16 protein-coding genes are annotated in these 18,997 nt (G+C 55.5%); 5 read left to right on the top strand and 11 right to left on the bottom strand.

Annotated elements, in window-relative coordinates:
* Nucleotides 1–218: 218 nt before the first annotated feature.
* The 6 genes from CJP46_RS02190 to CJP46_RS02165 all read right to left on the bottom strand — a co-directional run bounded on the left by CJP46_RS02190 (nt 219) and on the right by CJP46_RS02165 (nt 6,855).
* Nucleotides 219–1,145 carry a DMT family transporter gene (locus CJP46_RS02190; RefSeq protein ID WP_094593955.1) on the bottom strand — a complete coding sequence of 309 codons (927 nt, stop codon included), beginning with the start codon at nt 1,143–1,145 and terminating at the stop codon, nt 219–221.
* Between the two features lie 80 nt (nt 1,146–1,225).
* A complete protein-coding gene (locus CJP46_RS02185; RefSeq protein WP_094593954.1) occupies nt 1,226–1,708 on the bottom strand; it encodes a hypothetical protein in 483 nt (160 codons plus the stop codon).
* 99 nt (nt 1,709–1,807) lie between these two features.
* Nucleotides 1,808–2,677, bottom strand: coding sequence for an MBL fold metallo-hydrolase (locus CJP46_RS02180; RefSeq protein ID WP_094593953.1), 870 nt, complete (start codon nt 2,675–2,677; stop codon nt 1,808–1,810).
* 42 nt (nt 2,678–2,719) lie between these two features.
* Nucleotides 2,720–3,997 carry an MFS transporter gene (locus CJP46_RS02175; RefSeq protein WP_094593952.1) on the bottom strand — a complete coding sequence of 426 codons (1,278 nt, stop codon included), beginning with the start codon at nt 3,995–3,997 and terminating at the stop codon, nt 2,720–2,722.
* Entirely contained in the window at nt 3,994–5,049 is a 1,056-nt protein-coding gene (locus CJP46_RS02170) for an ArsR/SmtB family transcription factor (RefSeq protein WP_094593951.1), read from the bottom strand. The genes CJP46_RS02175 and CJP46_RS02170 overlap by 4 nt, the downstream gene beginning before the upstream one ends.
* Before the next feature lie 204 nt (nt 5,050–5,253).
* On the bottom strand, nt 5,254–6,855 hold the full coding sequence (locus tag CJP46_RS02165; RefSeq protein WP_256992154.1) for an S-layer homology domain-containing protein: 1,602 nt from the start codon (nt 6,853–6,855) through the stop codon (nt 5,254–5,256).
* A gap of 288 nt (nt 6,856–7,143) precedes the next feature.
* Between CJP46_RS02165 and CJP46_RS02160 the strand changes: the two genes are divergently transcribed.
* Together CJP46_RS02160 and CJP46_RS02155 are read left to right on the top strand one after the other, a co-directional pair.
* Nucleotides 7,144–7,701, top strand: a complete 558-nt coding sequence (locus CJP46_RS02160) for a GNAT family N-acetyltransferase (protein WP_094593950.1) — start codon at nt 7,144–7,146, stop codon at nt 7,699–7,701.
* Between the two features lie 174 nt (nt 7,702–7,875).
* The gene (locus tag CJP46_RS02155; RefSeq protein WP_094593949.1) at nt 7,876–8,622 is read left to right on the top strand and encodes a hypothetical protein; all 747 of its coding nucleotides are present in this window, start codon (nt 7,876–7,878) and stop codon (nt 8,620–8,622) included.
* 94 nt (nt 8,623–8,716) lie between these two features.
* Here the strand turns inward: CJP46_RS02155 and CJP46_RS02150 are convergent, their stop codons facing one another.
* From CJP46_RS02150 to CJP46_RS02130, 5 genes are all read right to left on the bottom strand, one after another.
* A complete protein-coding gene (locus CJP46_RS02150) occupies nt 8,717–9,280 on the bottom strand; it encodes a GNAT family N-acetyltransferase (protein WP_094593948.1) in 564 nt (187 codons plus the stop codon).
* A gap of 71 nt (nt 9,281–9,351) precedes the next feature.
* Nucleotides 9,352–11,097 (bottom strand): proline--tRNA ligase, encoded by a 1,746-nt coding sequence (locus tag CJP46_RS02145; RefSeq protein WP_094593947.1) that lies wholly within the window; start codon nt 11,095–11,097, stop codon nt 9,352–9,354.
* Nucleotides 11,098–11,483: 386 nt separating this feature from the next.
* Nucleotides 11,484–12,152 carry a class II aldolase/adducin family protein gene (locus tag CJP46_RS02140; protein ID WP_094593946.1) on the bottom strand — a complete coding sequence of 223 codons (669 nt, stop codon included), beginning with the start codon at nt 12,150–12,152 and terminating at the stop codon, nt 11,484–11,486.
* Nucleotides 12,153–12,276: 124 nt separating this feature from the next.
* Nucleotides 12,277–13,773 (bottom strand): rhamnulokinase, encoded by a 1,497-nt coding sequence (locus tag CJP46_RS02135; RefSeq protein WP_179280993.1) that lies wholly within the window; start codon nt 13,771–13,773, stop codon nt 12,277–12,279.
* 27 nt (nt 13,774–13,800) lie between these two features.
* On the bottom strand, nt 13,801–15,591 hold the full coding sequence (locus tag CJP46_RS02130) for an L-fucose isomerase (protein ID WP_094593945.1): 1,791 nt from the start codon (nt 15,589–15,591) through the stop codon (nt 13,801–13,803).
* 507 nt (nt 15,592–16,098) lie between these two features.
* Here CJP46_RS02130 and CJP46_RS02125 point away from each other — a divergent pair.
* From CJP46_RS02125 to CJP46_RS02115, 3 genes are all read left to right on the top strand, one after another.
* The gene (locus CJP46_RS02125; protein WP_094593944.1) at nt 16,099–17,103 is read left to right on the top strand and encodes a LacI family DNA-binding transcriptional regulator; all 1,005 of its coding nucleotides are present in this window, start codon (nt 16,099–16,101) and stop codon (nt 17,101–17,103) included.
* A 106-nt stretch (nt 17,104–17,209) separates the two neighbouring features.
* Complete coding sequence (locus tag CJP46_RS02120) at nt 17,210–18,502, top strand: TrkH family potassium uptake protein (protein WP_256992153.1); 1,293 nt, start codon at nt 17,210–17,212, stop codon at nt 18,500–18,502.
* A 60-nt stretch (nt 18,503–18,562) separates the two neighbouring features.
* The gene (locus CJP46_RS02115) at nt 18,563–18,976 is read left to right on the top strand and encodes a cytidine deaminase (RefSeq protein ID WP_094593942.1); all 414 of its coding nucleotides are present in this window, start codon (nt 18,563–18,565) and stop codon (nt 18,974–18,976) included.
* The last annotated feature ends 21 nt before the right edge of the window (nt 18,977–18,997 follow it).

Raw genomic sequence — 18,997 nt, 5'->3', positions numbered from 1 at the left:
TGCCGTCAATGACTTTACGGGATCAAAAGTGTAAATTTTGACTCTGTACAGTCTATGGTTGCTTAATCGTAATTATTACACTTTACTGATTAAACCATAAAACATCTTGGCTGGCAAGCAAATCGTAATAATTACTATTAATTTTCTTACCTTGAACAAATCAAGCACAAAAAAAGCCGTCCCGACTTCAGGTCGGAGCAGCTTCGCTATTGGCAAAATCATGGGGCCGGATGGGCAGGTTCGGCGGGAATATCGCTTTTGGGCCGGGCTTTAAACTTTCCGGCGTTCAGAAACACGATCAGGCCAGCAATCGCCAGCAGGCCGCCCGCCAATTGGAACAGTGTGATCGCTTCACCGAGAATCAGGAAGGCGAGCAGGCTCGCGCCAACCGGTTCGCCCAGGATGCTCATCGAGATCGTCGATGCGGGTACGTACTGCAGCAGCCAGTTAAACAGCAGATGGCCGAAAACCGTCGGTACGACAGCCAGCAGCAGGAAAATCCCCCAGTCCCGTCCCGGATATGCCGTAAAAGACACGCCGGTTGCTGCGTTATATACGGCAAACACGGCCGCTGCCGAAAGAAACACGACAAAGCTGTACACAAACGAAGAGACGCGGGCGACCATTTTTTGCCCGATCAGCATGTGCACCGACACTGCGAGCGTCCCCAGGACGGACAGCCAATCGCCAATCAGATTGTCGCGGGAAACGCCAATATCGCCAAGTCCGATCAGAACGGCACCGGCGATGGCGACCACCATGCCCGAAATGGCCACAGCCGACGTTTTTTCCTTGTAAAAGAAATATGCCCCGATCACGATAAAAACCGGTTCAAGCGCTAGAATAATCGTAGAGCTGGAGACGCTCGTCAGCTTGAGCGACCCCATCCAGAGCAGGAAATGAAGCGCGAGAAAAAAGCCGGAAGTCCCAAGGAGCAGCCAATTTTTTATGGAAAGGGCTCTTAATTCCTTCCAATACGGCTTCAGGAAGGGGAGCATCAGAATCGCCGTGAACAACAGCCGGTACATGCCCTGCACCGATGCAGGCGCAGACGACCATTTCACAAAGATGGATGAGAACGATATTGCCGTAATGCCGATTAGCAGTGGAATGAATGTAGGTAGAGGTGCGGATGTTTTTCTCATGGATGTTCCTTTCAACTCTCATATGATGCGTTACAACATGTTATTGTAGCACGCCTTATCCGCCCCGTCATGCTGAAAGTTTAGTACGGACGTCTTTTCACGACCCACCATCCGCATAGCATGGCCGCCGATACGCAAAACAACAAAATATGGGCATTATAATAGAGTGAATTGGTATAGGGATTCAGAGCTCCAAGGAAAAGCGGAGAGCCAAACTTCTCCATCATCTGGTGGTAGGTATCCAGCCACTGCATGATCTTGCGGAACTGTAAATAAACGGACAGGAGCAGAGCTAGTAGGGAAATGAGCGGTAACCAGAACCGGTAAGCCTTCTTCACGATATGGTCGCTGAGATCGTCAAAATATTTAACAGCCATAATAAAAGTCGCGATCATCAGCATCAGTGCGGCGGTCCAGGCCGGAAACAAAAACAGCAGTCCGGGGTTGCCGTTACCGGAAATCCCCCTTCCATTGAAACGAAAGGTCGTCAGATCGACGAGAAAAACGAGAAGTACGCACAGCAGCACCAGCACGGCATACCATGTAACCAATTTTACGGACAAGAGTGCGATTCACTTCCTTTCAGCAAACGTTGTATTTTGAGAAAAAGCCGTATTCCGGGAGTCTTGCCCCGTTGTACGGCTGATCGTTCTGAGCTGTGATTATTGTTCGTAACGTTTCACGTAGGTTCCGTGATCCGGGATGGCCAAGCTGTCGAATTGTTCCGCCAGCCTCTTCAATCCCGCCTCCAGCAGCTCGCCGAATACGGGAGTTCCGTGCCCGGTGACGGCGGCGTCCGGATGCAGGGCTTCCAGCCGTTTGACCGACTGCCAAGCCGCAAACCAGTCCGGCGTGAAATACCGCGGCGGTCCGCTAATTTCCACTTTCTGGGTCAGCACTTTGTAGAGCTCATCCTGCCGGACGGTCGTAAAAGCGTCCCCGGCGATCAAGGTCCGGTCCCGCTCCCGGAACAAGGAAATATGCCCCGGAGAATGTCCCGGCGTATGGATCCAGTGGTAATCCGGTAAGCCTGGCACGCTTCCGTCATCCGGCAGCGTTTTGACCCATGATCCCAAATTGACCGGCTCGTTCGGAAACGCAAAGGACAGCTTGGCGAGCATCCCCCCTTCCACTGTCGGGTCAGGCTTCGGATAGCTCTCCTGTCCGGTCAAGTAGGGCAGCTCGAGCTTATGGGCATATACCGGAACTTCCCAGTGCTTCACCAATTCGATCAGCGCGCCGACGTGATCAAAATGGGCATGGGTTAAAATGATCGCCTCCGGGCGGCTGCCGGACCCGAACCTGTCTTCCACCACGCGGATGATTTCGTCCGCGGAACCCGGCATCCCTGCATCGATCAATACGAACGATTCCGCCTCCGGGGCACCAGCCAGTACAATATTTACAATCTGCACCGTATAGCTGTATACGTCCGGGCGAACCTCCACGCCCTCCCCGCTCGCCGCCGACGTAGCGGGAATATAATGATAGTCTGAACCGTACGACAGTTCCTGATCGGTACCTTTCTCCATAGTCAGCCTCTTTTCCTTCATGTCGTTTGTAACGTTTGGTTTCTATGGATATTTTCTCAAGTCTCCCGCTGGATTATGTCTAAAAATAATCGTCCAGGCCACTCCGGTTCCCGTCACGGCCATAATGAGCAGGCCGACCGTCAGGAACAGTTGAGGAATCCCGTACACTGCGGCGCAATAAGTGCCATAGATGATGCCGAGCGGCCCGGCAGATTTCATAAGCAGCAGTCGAATCGATAAGACCTGCCCAAGAACCTGCTCGGGAACCAACCTGTAGAAAGAGTTGCTGCTGAAAACGTTCCAGAACGGCATCGCCATCCCGGCAGCCAGCTCGATCATCAAAGCAGCCGGCAAGCTGCGAACGAATGACAGCCCGACGTATGTCGCCCCGCCGATCAGGAGAGCAGCGAGCATTATGCCAAGCTTCGGAGAAGAACCCTTTATTCTGCCAACTGCCCAACTGCCCAGCACGTACCCGCAGGGAAACGCAGCAGTGAACCAGCCATACTCCGCCGCCCCGCCTCCAAGCACTTCCGTGATATACGGAATGTACATAGCCTGGGTAGCCGACACGCCAAAACTGGTAACAGAGACGAATAAAGCAAGAGCAATCAGCAGGCGGTTGCCCGAAAACACCCTCCAGCCAGCCCGGATCTGGCCGGACCAAGCCGCAACCGCGCCGGATCGGCCTTGTCCGTGAGAAGTCTGCCCGACAGGAGGAGGTGTTTCCCGAATGCGGCGGATGCACAGGAAGGAGGCGGTAAACTGCAAAGACAAGAGCAGAAGAAGCGTCGCCGGTTCCAGTGCCTGCACGCCCAGACCCGCCAGCGGGAAGGCAAAGGTCCGCATCAGCTGCACGCTTCCCGAAATCCAGGCATTCTTACGGGTCAAATCTTCCGAACTTACCAGTTTCGGAAGCAGGGCGCCGGAAGCCAGGTCGTACATGACAAACGAGCTGATCAAAGATGCCGTATAAAATATATATGCCTGTCTTTCCCCGGCTATCCACAAGAGCCCGGCTGCAAGATATACCACAGCCCGGACGGCTTCCGACAGCTGCATAACGGCCGTCCTTTTCCACCTGTCGATCAGGGGACCGGCGAGCAGCTGAACACCCCATTGGGAAGCGAAGCTGATCAGCCATAGCCCTCCCATTGCCACTTTGGAGCCCGTCGCTTCATACAGCAGCCAGGAGAGAACAAATGTACCGCAGGTGCCGGCGAACACGGACAGAAGCTGGTCCGCATACAGCCATGCGAAATCACGCGACCATCGCCTTGGATGAATATAGCTCTCTATTTCTGGGCTCAGCCTATTCATCCTTCATCTTGGCTGTCGGTCAAAAATTCGTTCAGCTCCCGTTCATGATGGTGAAGCGATTGCGGATTCCAGGCGTAGCTGCCGCCCTTGACCCTGATGAGGCCGGCTGCGCGTAGGACCGCTAAATGATGATGTACCGTCGTTTTCCCCAGTCCGAGGGTGTCGGTCAGCTCCTTCAGCGTTCGGTCCCGCCCGGCGATCAACTTCAAAGCGCGGAGCCTTTTGTCATCGCCTAGCGCCTTGTAGATTTGCACCAGTCTGGCTGGCGGCTCGTAGGGATCCTGGGTCCCCGGCAGGCTGGTATCGCTGACAGGATAATAGAACACCTTGGTTTGCGGCAGCGAAGCTTCGACCGTAAACGGCCGGTAAATGACATGGGGAATGAGCAGCACCTGCTGAACCCCCGGCTCAGGGGCATATTCCACTCCGGTTGCCCTCAGTACAACCTCCTCTGGTGAAAGCGAACGAAGCCAATGCTCCTTCTCCTCCGCATCCCGCTTCAGCACGGCCTCCGTCATCTCCCGCTCGCGCTCCATGAACTCCGCGTACCACAGCTGCAGCATAACAAGCAGGTGGCTCCTTAACGCATCCACATCCGTTACCATCACATGATGAATCATCTGTGGAAAAAAACGGTGTCCGCGGCAGGCATCCATCATCTCCGCCGCCGCGGCCGAGTCTCCTTCCGCCGCCCGCCTGCGCGCAGGCTCCAAAGCAGTCTCCAGGTACGGGAGCACGCGATAACGGAACTCTTCCCGGCTTAAAGCATTGACCGCCAGTGAAAAGCTCTCGATCGTATCGCAGTTCAGGGTATGCAGCAGCTGGAGCAGCATTTTCCAGGTATTATGCTCCTGGCAGTACTGAAGCTCGGCTTCGAGCCGGCTGCTCGCGCTTTGCCGCAGCAGGTCATAATATTCGCCTGGCTTGTCCAGCGCCCCGTGCAGCTTCGGGTAGGTCAGTACGGCTACCCCCAACGCACATTCATACCAGATGGAAGCCTGCACTTTTGCCTCATAGCTCGTCCTTTTAAAAGACAGATCCAACAAGTTCATGCTAATCCTCCTTCCAAATATTCTCAATTATCGCTATTGGTCACTTCCAATATTTGGCCTAATAACCTTCATTCTAATCGAACAGTCTATATAGTTCAATAATTTTAGTTCTATTTATTCTAATATTTTCGAACAGTTATATAGAAAAGAAGAGCCTGATCCATCTAAAGATCAGACTCTATTTTAAAAGAATGCAAATCAAGATTAGTAGGAAGCATACCTGTCCGCATTGGACATCGCCGTCCATACGTCAGGCGTTTCCGCTCCCATATACCAGAAAGCATACCCGGCTACTCCCCGGTCGGCCGCCATGACATATTTTTTCGTAATGGACCGGCTATCCTCAATCCATATGTTGTGGGTGTACCCCTGCTTTTGATACTTGAATACATACTGACCGAGGTTGTCGTCCCAACTGCGGTTATAGGCAACAGACCGTGTGCGGACGCCCTGCTGGGCCAACGTCAATTCTTCCGAAGTGGCGCCGCCGTCCTTCAGCGTCCAGTCCCGGGTATAGAAAGGCAGGGCCAGGATCGTCTTGGCCGACGGCACGGAGCGAAGAAGCTTGTTCAGCGCGCTTTCCACCCACGGGTATGAGGAGACAGACCCGGCGATCGGATCTCCGTCCCAGTGCTCATCGTAACCCATCAGGATCATATAGTCGGCCGCCTGTCCCAAGGCATTGTAATCAAATGCTTCCGTCCAATCGGTACCGAGATCCGGCGAAACGTCGATCGATACGACGCCGCCCACGGTACGCAGGCTTTGGTCCAGCTCCGTCACGAACGCCGTCAGCGCTTCACGGTCTTGCGTGCTGACGTTTTCAAAATCGACGTTGATGCCGCTCAGCCCATACTTTTTGACATAGCTGGTCAACTGCTTGATGACGCTGCTTTTCTTCGTGGAATCGGTCAATATATCGTCCGTCAGCTCAGCATTCGAGTGATTGCCGAGGAGAGCCCATACCTTCTTATTGTTCTGTTTCGCCCAGCTCAGCAGGCTGGAGTCAACATGGTTGGACAACGAGCTGGTCCCCTCCTCCAGGAAAAACCATCGGGGTACGATCGTGTTGATATTCGATGCCTTTACTTTGGCAATAAACTGGGATATGGTCAATCCATTCTGCCATCCGACCTGCAGGGAGGACGCCGGCGTGGAATGGATCGCCTGATCCCATGACGAAATTTGCAGCACGCGGTCGAGCACAGCCGCGGTTTCCTCGCGGGTCATGTTGGCTTTGGGGCGGAATTTCCCGTTCGCTCCTTCCATCAGCCCTAGAGCAGCCGCGGCTTTGACATAAGGGCGCGCCCATGCGGAAATGCTGGCGGTATCCTGATAAGGCAGCTGCCCTACGCTAACCGCAGAAGGTTCCTCCTTCAGCGCGCGAACGATCAGGACTGCGGCTTCCTCCCGGGTAATATTCGCCTTCGGCTCAAAGGTATTGGCGCTTTTTCCCTGAACGATGCCCAGGTTCAGTCCAGCCTGCACCCAGCCGTAATACCAGGAAGTGCGCGGAACATCGCTGAAAGCGGGAATATCCCCGTCCACTTCCTTCAATTTAAGCAATCGGTCCGTCATAGCGGTAAACTCGGCACGCGTTACCGTTTTGTGCGGTTCAAACGCTCCCCCTCCCGTTCCTTCAACAACGCCCTCGTGAACGAGGTCGACGATTTCATCCCGGGCGAAACTCCCCGAAATATCATGAAAAGGCAGACTAGAGCTGCCGGCTGCGGCATATGCCGGTCCGGTACTGACGGCCAGCATGAATGCCGCAAACAAGGTTACTAACTTTTGCGGTTTAATCAAGGGGGGGTGCCTCACTTTTTCATAGAATAGATTTTCTTTCATAGAATTCTTACTCTTATCCTATCAAAAAGATGCGGACCATTTACTCGCTAATTATTGGTAGATTTGGTATAAATGCAGCCAAGCAAAGTGTAAAAATACCGGGATGATATCGACAGCATTTATCATGGACAGGCCTGCTAATTAGGCTTATATTACTTTAAGCAGGCATTGTAGGATGCCGATATCTAACGGCGCAAACCTAATAGAATGCCATTGGCCGATATCATTTTTGAAGGAGGGATTGTTATGCTGCTGGATCAGCATGAAGCCATTTATTTGAGAGAGCTGGTGGAGGAGGATGCCGAAGCGCTTTTTACGCTGCGCCGAAATAACCGCGATTTTCTTCAGCCCTTTGAACCGATTCGTCCTGATTCGTTCTGGACGCTGGAAGGACAGGTCAAGGACATTTGGAACGGCATCACGGGCGCTGATCTGGACCAGTCGTGCGTTCTCGGCATCTTTCTGAAGGAACCGGACCTGCTGATCGGCCGGATTGCCTTGACGGCATTTGCGCGGGGCGTGTTTCAGAACGCCAACATCGGTTATTTTATGGCTCAGGATCAGAACGGAAAAGGTTACATGACCGCAGCCGTCCGATTGAGCGTTGAGCATGCATTTCGGAACCTTGGTCTGCACCGGGTGCAGGCTGGCGTTATGCCGCGGAACCTGCGCTCGCTGCGCGTGCTGGAAAAAGCCGGCTTCCGCCGGGAAGGACTGGCGGAACGGTATTTGCAAATCAACGGCGTGTGGGAGGATCACGTCCTGCTGGCCGTGACGGCGGAGGAATGGCCCGCCCTTGAATGAGCGGCAGAATAGCGCCGAGTTTTTTCATAAGAAGGGTGGCTTGCAGTCCATAAGGCTTTTCGTGTGGCTTTTCGCGAGGTCTTGACCGGGCCGTTTGGGCGGAAGCCCTTCCCGTGCTACAATGTTACCAGTTAGAAAATATGCAAACACACGCACGGCTGAAAGGTAAACGATATGGAATACTTATATGAAACAAAAGCGGGGAGCTACGAAGATTACGCCAGCGGCCGGGTGCTGTATAACGCTCCCGGCGTGACCTCCTTCCCGGTGCGGCTCGGAAGCGAGATCGTTCAGCGGTGCTTTGACTTCTTTGAGAAGCGCGGAAATTCCGGCCCCTATACCCTCTATGATCCCTGCTGCGGCGGAGCCTATCTACTGACCGTGACCGGCTTTCTTCATGGGCCGAGGATCCGGCGAATGTACGCCTCGGATGTCGATCCAAACGCGTTGTCCGTCGCCGGCAAAAATTTGGCGCTCCTGACAAAGGAAGGGCTGAGGAATCGGGAGCTCCAGTTGCGGGAGCTGTACGAAAACTACGGCAAACCCTCGCATAAAGAAGCGCTGGAGAGCTTAGACCGGTTTAAACCCGCAGTTTCCGGCCTGACTTTGGACGAAAGCGTCGTTTTTCAGGACAATATTACGGAGCCGCACCATCTGGATCAGGTCGATCAGCCGATCCAGATGGTTCTGACCGATCTGCCTTACGGGGATCTCGTCAGCTGGGAAAGTGGACTTACCAACCCGGTGTCCGCTTTATTCGAGCATGTCTATCCGCTGCTCAGCAGCAAGGGTGCGGTCGTTGCCATGATCGCGGACAAAAGCCAGAAGCTGGGGCACGCTCGTTATAAACGCCTTCAGCATTTCAAAGTCGGCAAACGGCAGGTGGCGATCTTCGAACCGAACAGGGATCCGGAGGCTTGAGGCGCCGGAAATGACCACAGCCCACAGCCGTAAATACAACAAAAAAGGACAGCCGTTTGGCTGTCCTTTTTTCGTTCCTTTTCGCGGGCCGCCTTCAACCCAGATGCTTGACCATATGATAATACACATGGCCGTTAATCATAATGTTTTTGTCGGTCTGGTAACCGAGCTTCAGGTAAAGCGAATGGGCTTTCGTGTTATCCGTAACGACCGCCATGGCGATTTTAGCGTATCCGTGTGCACTTGCCCGTTCCTCGGCCGCGCGAATCAAGGACGTGCCGATCCCTCGTCCGCCATATTCTGGCGACACCGAAAGCGTATCGATGTAATATTCGTCCAGGTCTGCTTCCTTGTCCAGCTGCAGTTGGGAATCCTGCTTCATGGATCGCAGCCTGGCAAGAATGGGCCGGTCCAGCTCCGCGGCCTGGTCTCCTCCGTAAGCCACCACAAGGCCAACGGGCCTTGCGTCCAGTTCCTCCACCAGCGTCTGCTTGAAGCTGAGGCGCCCTTCCTCGGCGGCAAAATAGGCTTCAAGCGTGTTCAGCACAGCTTCCTCGCTGTCCTCTCCGGTTAATTGGTGCGCAACATCATGCAGCGCATCGTACAGCAGCCTGGCGGCATGATGCGCGTCTTCTCGTTTGGCGGGTCTGATCGTCATAGCTTCCTCCATCATCGCATTGAATGATGCCCGGGGGCTTCCTTTCCCTTGTCCAGGCACAATATCTACTATTATAGAGTCTCCCCCGCCGTGGAACAAATTCCAGCAGCCAGCCGGACGGCCTCCTGCCACGTCAACTCGGTCCGCACGCCGCCTCTGCGGTCCGTCCACTCCACGATGCCTTCCCCGGCCCGTTTGCCGACGACGATGCGAAGAGGCAGGCCGATTAAATCGGCATCCTTGAACTTCACGCCCGGCCGCTCCTCCCTGTCATCGATAAGGCATTCCACGCCCTGCCGCGCAAGCTCCGTGGCAATCTGGTCCACAACCGCCGCCTGATCCGGATCCTGGGTGGAAACGGGAATTAGGTGCACTGCATGCGGCGCAATGCCGAGCGGCCAGCACATCCCTTGATCTCCGAGCGATTGCTCGGCCACCGCTGAGAGGAGGCGGGAAATGCCGATGCCGTAGCAGCCCATGATCATCGTCTGCTCCCGGCCGGCCTCGTCCGTATAACCGGCATCGAGGACGCTGCTGTATTTGGTGCCAAGCTTGAAGATGTGACCCACTTCGATACCTTTGGCAAATTGAAGCGCCTCCGCGCAGTTGGGACAACGGTCCCCCTCCTGCACGCTGCGGTAATCGCCGATTTGCGCCGGCTGAAAATCCCGGAACGGCACGACGTTCCGCACGTGCGCATGCGCCTCTCCCGCTCCGGCTACCGCGCCGCCGTACAATACGGCATCGCGGTCCAGGTAGACCGGAATATGAAGGCCGACGGGTCCGGCATAACCGTGAGGCGTTCCCGTTATCTTCAGTACATCCTGGGGCTCGGCAAGTTCAAGCGCCCCGCATCCAAGCGCCGCGGTGAGCTTATTCTCATTGACTTCATGATCTCCCCGTACGATAGCGGCGACGGGTTCCCCGTCAGCCATATAAATCATCGTCTTTAGAATCGATGACGCAGGTATACGCAGGAAGGCGCTCACCTCTTCGATTGTTCTTGTATTGGGCGTGGCGACTTTTTGGATGGCAGGTGCCTGATGTTCAGCTTCTTCTTCGGAACGTTCTCCGGCAGCAGCAGCAGCCGCAGCCTTCTCCAGGTTTGCAGCATACCCGCAGGCCGGGCAGCTGACGATCGTATCCTCACCGATTTCCGCGGGCGCCATGAACTCGTGCGTTTCCCCCTCACCGCCGATGGATCCCGCCTCCGCCTCTACCATGCTGAATTTCAGCCCACAGCGGGTAAAAATGCGGCGGTAAGCGTCCCGGGCAGCCTGATAGGTCCGGTCGAGGTCTTCCCAGCTGCGGTCAAATGAATAGGCATCCTTCATCAGGAACTCGCGCCCCCGCAGCAATCCAAAGCGCGGACGCCGCTCATCCCGGAATTTCGTCTGGATTTGGTACAGGCGCAGCGGAAGCTTGCGGTACGTATTGACCTCAGCCGCGGCAAGCGCCGTAATGACCTCCTCATGCGTCGGTCCGAGCACAAACTCGCGCTCATGCCGATCCTGCAGACGGATCAGCTCCGCCCCATAGTCCCCGTAACGTCCGGACCGCTCCCACAGCTCCGCCGGCTGCATGGCCGGCAGGAGCAGCTCTTGAAATCCGGCATCCTCCATTTCTTCGCGGACAATGCTCTCGATGCGGCGCAGCACGCGCCAGCCGAGCGGCAGGTAACTGTAAATTCCCGCAGCCAGCTGCCGGATGAAGCCCGCCCGAAGCAGAAGCTGGTGGCTCCGGGCTTCCGCTTCGGCAGGAGCCTCGCGCAGCGTCGGAATCAATATGGATGTTTGTTTGCTAATATAACGGCTCATCGCCGATCAACCTCCTCATATCCTTCTTCTGCCGCTCCTTGAGCGACAAATCCAAAACAACAAAAAACACACCCGTCCTCAAGGGACGAATGTGTTCGTGGTACCACCCTGTATTCAACCGCCGCATGTACAGCAGTCCTTATTGGCAACAATAACGGGATATCCCGGCCATGAATACTCGAACCTGCAGTTTCTTTCATCACGGCAGCTACAAGACGGGAAGCTCATGTCCGTGCGCGGAAACCTTTCAGCCGGGGGTTTCTTCTCTGGTAGACGCCGGTTCTCATGAACTGTTGCTCTTGATCATCGCTTTGGCATTTGACAAACCATGGTTTGTTTTTTCCATACTTTACAGGATGATCAAGACGGATGTCAAGAGCCGGATATCACTTCATTTTCTGCAGGAGCTGCACCCGGTAGGCTTCGCTTTCCAGCGACTGAATCTCTTTGTATTCGGCATCAGTCAGCACTTTCGGCTCACCCACCGCCTTGGCGGCGAGATACACCTTCGCGCTTTCCTCCACCACCTCAGTCCGGTAGTAAGCTTCGCGCAAGTTTTTCCCGGTCGTCACAAGGCCATGGTTTTCGAGCAAAATGGAGTTATGGTCCCCGACTTTCTCCGCAACCGCATTGGCCAGCAGATCCGTCGTCGGCAGCACGTAAGGTACGAAAGCAATGTCGCCGACAAGGGCTGCCTGGTCCGGGAACAGCATCGGCAGCTCCTTCGAAACCAGCGTCAAGGCGATGCAGTGGGCCGGATGGGTATGCACGATCGCCTGGATGTCCGGATTTACCCGGTAGGCAAACAGATGCATCAGCACCTCCGATGACGGACGTACCTCGTCGTCCAGCACTTTGCCGGATTCGATCTCCACCCGGATCCATTGATCAGGCTCAATATCTTCGAGTGCAAAACCGCTCGGTGAAAGGAGCATAATGCCCTCCGCTCTCGCGCTGATGTTCCCGCCTGGGCCCACCACCAGCCCTTTGGCTACGGTTTTCCGGGCATACCGGGTCAACTCTTCTCTAACTTGCTGCTCAAGCTGCACAGTCATTTCTCTCCACTCTCCTTTATAGAGGTTGTTCAAAAAGTCCGCTTTTGATAAGAAAACCAATCGAGGCCAATCAAAGATGAAGCATAAACCTCGGTGCTGAAAACCGACCTTTTTGAACACGTACTTATATCGTCTCTTGACGTTTAAAAAGCTTCACGTACTGCTGGTAACGTTCCTCCCACATCGCCGCGTCCTCCGGCAGGTAGGTTTCCGGCGGGAAGGACTCGAGAACGACCTGCCGGATCTCGGCAAGGTTCCTCACTTCGCCGTGCGCCAGCGCCTGCATCATCAGATTGCCGATGGCCGTAGCTTCCACCGGCCCGGCTATCACGGGGCGGCCGGTGACGTTCGCCGTCAGCTGGCACAGCAGCCGGTTCTGGATGCCGCCGCCGACAATATGGATATGCTCCAGCCGCTCTCCGGCGAGCTTCTCGATTTCGTCCAGCGTCTGGCGGTACTGAAGCGCCAAGCTTTCGACAATGCAGCGCACGATGGCCGCCCGGGATTCCGGCACCTTCTGGCCGCTGTCCCGGCAGTATTCGCGGATCCGCTGCGGCATGCCGCCCGGCGGCAGGAAGATACTATCTGCCGCGTCGATATAGCTGCCGTTATCCGGCGCCGACAGCGCCAGCTCGGTCAGCTCGTCGTACGTGAGCGGCGTTCCTTCCAGCGCCCAGGTGCGCCGGCACTCCTGGAGCAGCCACAACCCCATGATGTTTTTGAGCAGACGGATTTTCCCGCCCGCTCCCCCTTCATTGCTGAAGAGGCTGTCACGGCTGTAATCGCTGAGCGCCGGCTGGTCGAGCTCAATGCCCATCAGCGACCAGGTCCCCGAGCTGATGAAGGCATACGGGGCAGCGCCCGCCGGGATGGAAGCCACTGCGGCGGCCGTGTCGTGGCCAGCCGCGGCGATCACCGCCATGTCCGGCACCTGCAGCTCCTCGCGGATGTCCTGCCGCAGCTGTCCAAGCTTCGTTCCCGGCATCACCACTCCTGAGAAAAGCGATTCCGGGATCGACAGTGTGTTCAGAATACCCGCATGCCATGAACGGCTGCGCGGGTCCAGCAGTCCGCTCGTGCTGGCTATCGTATATTCATTAGCCATGACGCCTGACAGATAATAATGAAACAGATCCGGCATCATCAGCATCTTCAGCCCGCCCGGCTCATAGCCCGAGCGGATGCTCTCCTCGGCATACAGCTGATAAATCGTGTTGATCGAAGAGGAGCGGATGCCGGTCAGCCGAAACAATTCCTTCTCCGGCACAGCGGAGAGTACTTCGGGCATCACCTGCTCTGTCCGCAGATCACGGTAGTGGTAAGGATTGCCGACCAGTCTGCCCTTGTTGTCCACCAAGCCATAGTCGACGCCCCAGGTGTCTACCGCAACCGATACCGGCGCACCACCGGCCATCCGCCGGGAAGCATGAATGCCCTGCTTCAGTTCATGAAACAGTCTCAGAAAATCCCAGTGAAGACTGTCCCCGAGACGAACCGGTTCGTTATTGAAGCGGTGCACCTCGCTAACGGAAAGCGTTCTTCCGTTGAATGCTCCCGTCACGGCGCGTCCGCTGCTTGCTCCGAAGTCCACCGCCAGCATGTGCATGGATTTCGAACCCATTAGCCTCACCTCGTCCGTAGAAAATGCTTACTTGTACAGCGGTCCGAAGTTTTGGCATGCCCGGAAGTCCGCTCCCTCCGGATCGCTTGTTCCGAACAGCCCCCAAGCTCGCGGACGGAAAACTTGCTCCTCCGCAACGTTGTGCATGCTCACCGGAATACGCAGGATCGAAGCCAGCGTTATCAGGTCCGCACCGATATGGCCATAGCTGATCGCACCGTGGTTGGCTCCCCAGTGATCCATTACGGAATAAACGTCTTGGAACGCTCCCTCGCCCGTCAGATTCGGGGCAAACCAGGTGGTCGGCCACGTCGGGTCGGTCCGCTGATCCAGCTTGTCATGCACATCCTCAGGCAGATCAACCGTATATCCTTCGGCAATTTGCAGGACAGGACCAAGCCCTTTGACCAGGTTCAGCCTGGACATCGTCACCGGCATGTCGCCGCGCGTCAGGAAGTCGGACGAAAAACCGCCGCCTCGGAAGTATTCCACTGCCGCCGGGCGCCATGACGTGGCTTTGAGGCAGTTGTCCGCGTCCTCCTGCGTAATCTCCCAGAATGGCTTCAGGGCCGGTTTGCCGTCATTTTGCTGCTCGCCGGTTCCATCCAGCGCCGCCGGCCCCGAGTTAATCAAATGCAGCAGACCGTTCGCCGCGGCTCCGCCGAGTTCATGACCGGTCACCCGCTTCACCGCGTCGGGACTCCAGTATGTACGGACGTCGGCAAAGATTTGGGCGGTATTGGTCAGCAGGTAGCCGAACAGCATCGAGACGCCGTTCAGGCTGTCATTTTCGGTGGCGACCAAATAAGGAGCCCGTATGCCGTTCCAGTCGAACGAAGAGTTCAGAATCGCTTCATGGAAGTCACCGTTCGGGAAATGGTCGGTCCACTGCCGTTGTCCCTGAAAGCCGGACACGATCGCGTGATGGCCCATAGCCTCTTCCTCAAAGCCGAGCTCCGCCAGCCGCGGATTGCCCACCATCAGGTCGCGTACGATCTGCGTCATTTTAACAACCGTCTGCCAGTCCTGGTCCTTCTTCTCGCGCGAAGTCCGGATCGCTTCAGGATTGTTGTCCGGCCCTTCATTGCAGTTCTCCTTCACCCAAGCCATGGCCAGCTTGAACTCTTCCGGATCGTAAATTTCCTCTTCAATCCGCCGCGTAATTTCCGACATGTCCACATACTCGTTGCGCATGCCCAAATATTCCTGGAAGAAGTCCGGATCGATCATCGAGCCGGCGATACCCATGGACACCGAACCGATGGCAAGGTAAGATTTCCCCTTCATCGATGCAGCCGCAAGTCCGGCTCTGGCAAAACGCAGCAGCTTCTCCTGCACATCCGCAGGAATGGAAGGGTCGTTCAGATCCTGCACGTCTCTACCGTAGATGCCGAACGCCGGAAGTCCCTTCTGCGCATGGGCCGACAATACGGCGGCCAAATAAACCGCGCCGGGTCTTTCCGTGCCATTGAACCCCCATACCGCCTTCGGAATGGAAGGATCCATGTCCATCGTTTCCGTACCGTAGCACCAGCACGGCGTCACAGTGATGGATACGCCTACGCCGGCTTTGGCAAATTTGTCGGCACAAGCCGCCGCTTCCGCCACGCCTCCGATACAGGTGTCCGCAATGACGCACTCCACCGGAGAACCGTCAGGATACCGAAGCTGTTCGCCCAAAAAAGCAGCGACCGACTTCGCCAGATTCATAGTCATATCCTCCAGGGATTCCCGGACCCCTTTACGTCTGCCGTCGATCGTCGGCCGAATGCCGATCTTAGGGAACCCGTGCTTCCATCTTTCGTTTTGATTAGCCATCGCTTGTTTCCTCCTTAGCGTTTCTTATGATTTTTGCATTGCTTTCGATTGGGGTTACCGGTAACCCTAAAACAAAAAAATATACAGCCTTCCAATCCATCATTCCTATGAAAAACGTTTCTAGACATGCATTCCTGGAATGCAGACCGCGTCCTTAGGGAAAGTGATATTGATCGATCAAAATGCATCCGCACAAAACGAAATCATACGTCCTGATCTTCTCAAAAAATAACGCGACTTTCCTGAAAATCCAACGCCTCTGCTCTATTGAACATGCCGGTACCGCTGCATCGCCCGTTCTTTAGATCGTCCTCTGCTTACAGGTACAAAACGCCTTGCATGATTGCTTGAATCGGATTTGCTGCATTGATGCTGGGTCAATTGCTAAAAAAAATGTATAATGAGTTATCGGTAACTTTAAAATAACAATGAAAGCGATTACTGTCAATCCGTATTTTCTTTTATCCGGGCGGTTCTGATAGAATATACAGCAAAGAGGGGTTTACATTGGTAACGATTTACGATATTGCGCAAAAAGCCAACGTCTCAGCCATGACGGTCTCCAAGGTCATCAACAATACCGGGCGGATCAGCGAGGAGACGCGCAGAAAAGTCAAAAGGGTCATGGAAGAGCTTAATTACATACCGAACTCTAATGCCCGGAGCCTCGTCCTGCAGCAGACCCAGATTCTGTCCCTGCTCATCACCGACATCACAAACCCGTTCTATACGAGCCTGGCCCGCGGCGCGGAAGACGGCGCCAAAAAATACGGCTACCGCCTTCTGTTCGGCAATAGTGATGAAGATTATGCGAAGGAAAAGGATTATGTCGACATGATCCTGTCCACGCGGGTTGACGGCGTGCTGTTCGCCCCGGCCGGGGACCTTTCGCTGAAAAATCTCGAAAAGCTGCGGGCGCACAACATCCCGTTCGTCATCATGGACCGGGCCGTGCCCGGAATCGAATCGGACATGATCTGCGGGGACAGCAAGGAAGGGGCCCGCAAGCTTGTCGATTACCTGATCGGGCTGGGCCATCGCCGCATCGCGCTCGTGAACGGCTCCCTGGACGTCTCAACGGCCCGGCTCCGCTATGAGGGATATGCGGAGGCACTGGCCCTTCAGGGCATTCCGCTGGATGAGACGCTCATCATCCACCAGAACTACCGCGATTACCATGCGGATGATCATTTGGAGCAGCTGCTCGAGCAGCCCTCCCCTCCGACCGCGATTTTTGCGGCCAACAACGTATTGGCGGTAGGCGTGATCCGGGATCTGCGCGAGCGCGGCATCCGGGTGCCGGAGGACATCTCCGTCGTATGCTTCGACGACCTCGATCTCTCGTCAGCGCTGGACCCGTTTCTGACGGTTGCGGCACAGCCGGCTTACCAGTTTGGCGCCATGGGTATCCAGCTGCTGGTAGAGCGGATTCGGGGCAGCTCGGTCCCGGAGTCCCGCAAAGTGATTCTGCCGTCGGAACTGGTGATCCGCTCGTCTGCAAAACCTATTTAAGCTACAGCAAGAGGTGAGTTTCATTTTACAAAAAAGCATGACCCGGGGGCATTGGTCCAAAAGGCTTCTCACGCCCCCCAAAATTCTGGTGTTCGGGTTTCTGATAATGATCGCTGCCGGAACCCTGCTTCTCTCGCTTCCGGCAGCATCGGCCACAGGCATCTCCATCGGGCCCCTGAACGCGCTGTTCACAGCAACTTCGGCCGCCTGCGTGACCGGCCTTGCGGTCGTCGACACGGGAACGGCCTTTTCCGTGTTCGGACAAACCGTCATTCTGCTGCTGGTCCAAATCGGCGGTATCGGCTTCATGACGATGGCGACGCTGATCGCGCTGGTGCTTAACAAACGGATTTCGCTGAGGGAGCGGCTGGTTCTGCAGGAAGCGCTGAACCACGGCACCATGGACGGCGTAGTCCGGCTGGTCAAGAAGGTCATCCTGTACTCCCTGCTGATCGAAGTAGTCGGGGCGCTGCTGCTTGCCGTCCATTACATGTTCTCCCTTTCTCTGCCGCTGGGCAGAGCCGTATATTTCGGTATCTATCACAGCATCTCGATGTTTAACAACGCCGGATTCGATTTGATGGGAACCGTGCAGGGACCGTTCAGCGGCATGGTCTCCTTTGTGAGCGACCCGTATATGAATATCGTGCTGATGGCGCTTATTTTTCTGGGCGGTATCGGTTTTATCGTGCTGTCAGACCTACTGGAATACCCAAAGGTCCGCAAAATATCGCTGCACAGCAGGGTCGTGCTTAGCGCAACCGCAATACTCGTCTTCCTAGGAGCACTCGTCATATTCCTGATGGAGGTCACGAATCCGCATACTTTGGGTCCCCTTAGTCCCGGCGGCAAGATTTGGGCCTCGCTGTTCCAATCGGTGACGACCCGTTCCGGCGGGGTCAATACCGTCGATATCGGCGGCCTTCGCCAGTCGACCCAATTCTTCATGATCCTGCTGATGTTCATCGGCGCGGCGCCCGGCTCGACCGGCGGCGGCATCAAGATTACGACTTTCGTCCTGCTTCTCGGTGCCGTTCATGCGATGATCCGCGGCAGGGAGGATGTCGTGCTGTTCCGTAAACGGATCGCCAAGGATGTGGTGTACAAGGCCATCACGCTGACGCTTCTGTCGATTCTGCTGATCATCCTGTTCGCCATGCTGCTGTCGGTGACGGAAGACCACGATTTTATGTCGATCCTGTTTGAATCGGCTTCGGCCTTCGGGACGACGGGCATCTCCATGGGACTGACCACCGAACTCAGCCCCTTCGGCAAGGTATGGGTAATCTGCCTGATGTTCCTCGGCCGGATGGGGCCGCTTACCCTCGCGTACGCGCTGACCCGGGACAACAAGAAGGATCCGTTCAACTATCCGGAAGGGAAGATCATTATCGGATAGACCGTAAATTGATCACTCGTTTCACCGGGAATGCGATATTTTTGAGAAGAGGCTGTCGATATGAGTGTAGAGCAACAAATGTATGATGAAGTCATTGAGCTTATCAGGAAAAGGTATCCGACTGGCTGGGGCGGCGCTGCAGCCGTCCGGCTAGTAGACGGAACGATCCACACGAGCGTCGCTCCGGAAGTCATAAACGACTCCACTCATTTATGTATGGAGACAGGGGCTATTCTGGAAGCACACAAGCAGAACAAACAAGTAACGCATTCGATTTGCGTGACGCGCGATGACGAGATATCGCCATACAAAGTACTCTCCCCTTGCGGGATCTGCCAGGAGCGCTTGTTTTATTGGGGACCGGGCGTGAAATGCGCCGTCACCGTCCCCGGTAACGAGCTAGTCTTCAAAACATTGGCGGAATTGCAGCCGTATCACTGGAGTGCCGCTTATGATGACCTGAAAGAAAAATAGGCGACATCCTGATGCATTGCT

The organism is Paenibacillus sp. XY044 (assembly GCF_002257645.1).
Classification (GTDB): domain Bacteria; phylum Bacillota; class Bacilli; order Paenibacillales; family Paenibacillaceae; genus Paenibacillus_AQ.
This window is presented reverse-complemented; position numbering and strand designations above follow the sequence as displayed.

Bases quoted from the DNA above. Each gene is read 5' to 3' on its own strand.
- CJP46_RS02140 (WP_094593946.1), bottom strand. From the start codon at position 12,152: ATGACTGTGCAGCTTGAGCAGCAAGTTAGAGAAGAGTTGACCCGGTAT.
- CJP46_RS02175 (WP_094593952.1), bottom strand. From the start codon at position 3,997: ATGAATAGGCTGAGCCCAGAAATAGAGAGCTATATTCATCCAAGGCGA.
- CJP46_RS02180 (WP_094593953.1), bottom strand. From the start codon at position 2,677: ATGGAGAAAGGTACCGATCAGGAACTGTCGTACGGTTCAGACTATCAT.
- CJP46_RS02170 (WP_094593951.1), bottom strand. From the start codon at position 5,049: ATGAACTTGTTGGATCTGTCTTTTAAAAGGACGAGCTATGAGGCAAAA.
- CJP46_RS02130 (WP_094593945.1), bottom strand. From the start codon at position 15,591: ATGGCTAATCAAAACGAAAGATGGAAGCACGGGTTCCCTAAGATCGGC.
- CJP46_RS02190 (WP_094593955.1), bottom strand. From the start codon at position 1,145: ATGAGAAAAACATCCGCACCTCTACCTACATTCATTCCACTGCTAATC.
- CJP46_RS02150 (WP_094593948.1), bottom strand. From the start codon at position 9,280: ATGACGATCAGACCCGCCAAACGAGAAGACGCGCATCATGCCGCCAGG.
- CJP46_RS02145 (WP_094593947.1), bottom strand. From the start codon at position 11,097: ATGAGCCGTTATATTAGCAAACAAACATCCATATTGATTCCGACGCTG.
- CJP46_RS02115 (WP_094593942.1), top strand. From the start codon at position 18,563: ATGAGTGTAGAGCAACAAATGTATGATGAAGTCATTGAGCTTATCAGG.
- CJP46_RS02135 (WP_179280993.1), bottom strand. From the start codon at position 13,773: ATGGGTTCGAAATCCATGCACATGCTGGCGGTGGACTTCGGAGCAAGC.
- CJP46_RS02155 (WP_094593949.1), top strand. From the start codon at position 7,876: ATGGAATACTTATATGAAACAAAAGCGGGGAGCTACGAAGATTACGCC.
- CJP46_RS02120 (WP_256992153.1), top strand. From the start codon at position 17,210: ATGATCGCTGCCGGAACCCTGCTTCTCTCGCTTCCGGCAGCATCGGCC.
- CJP46_RS02160 (WP_094593950.1), top strand. From the start codon at position 7,144: ATGCTGCTGGATCAGCATGAAGCCATTTATTTGAGAGAGCTGGTGGAG.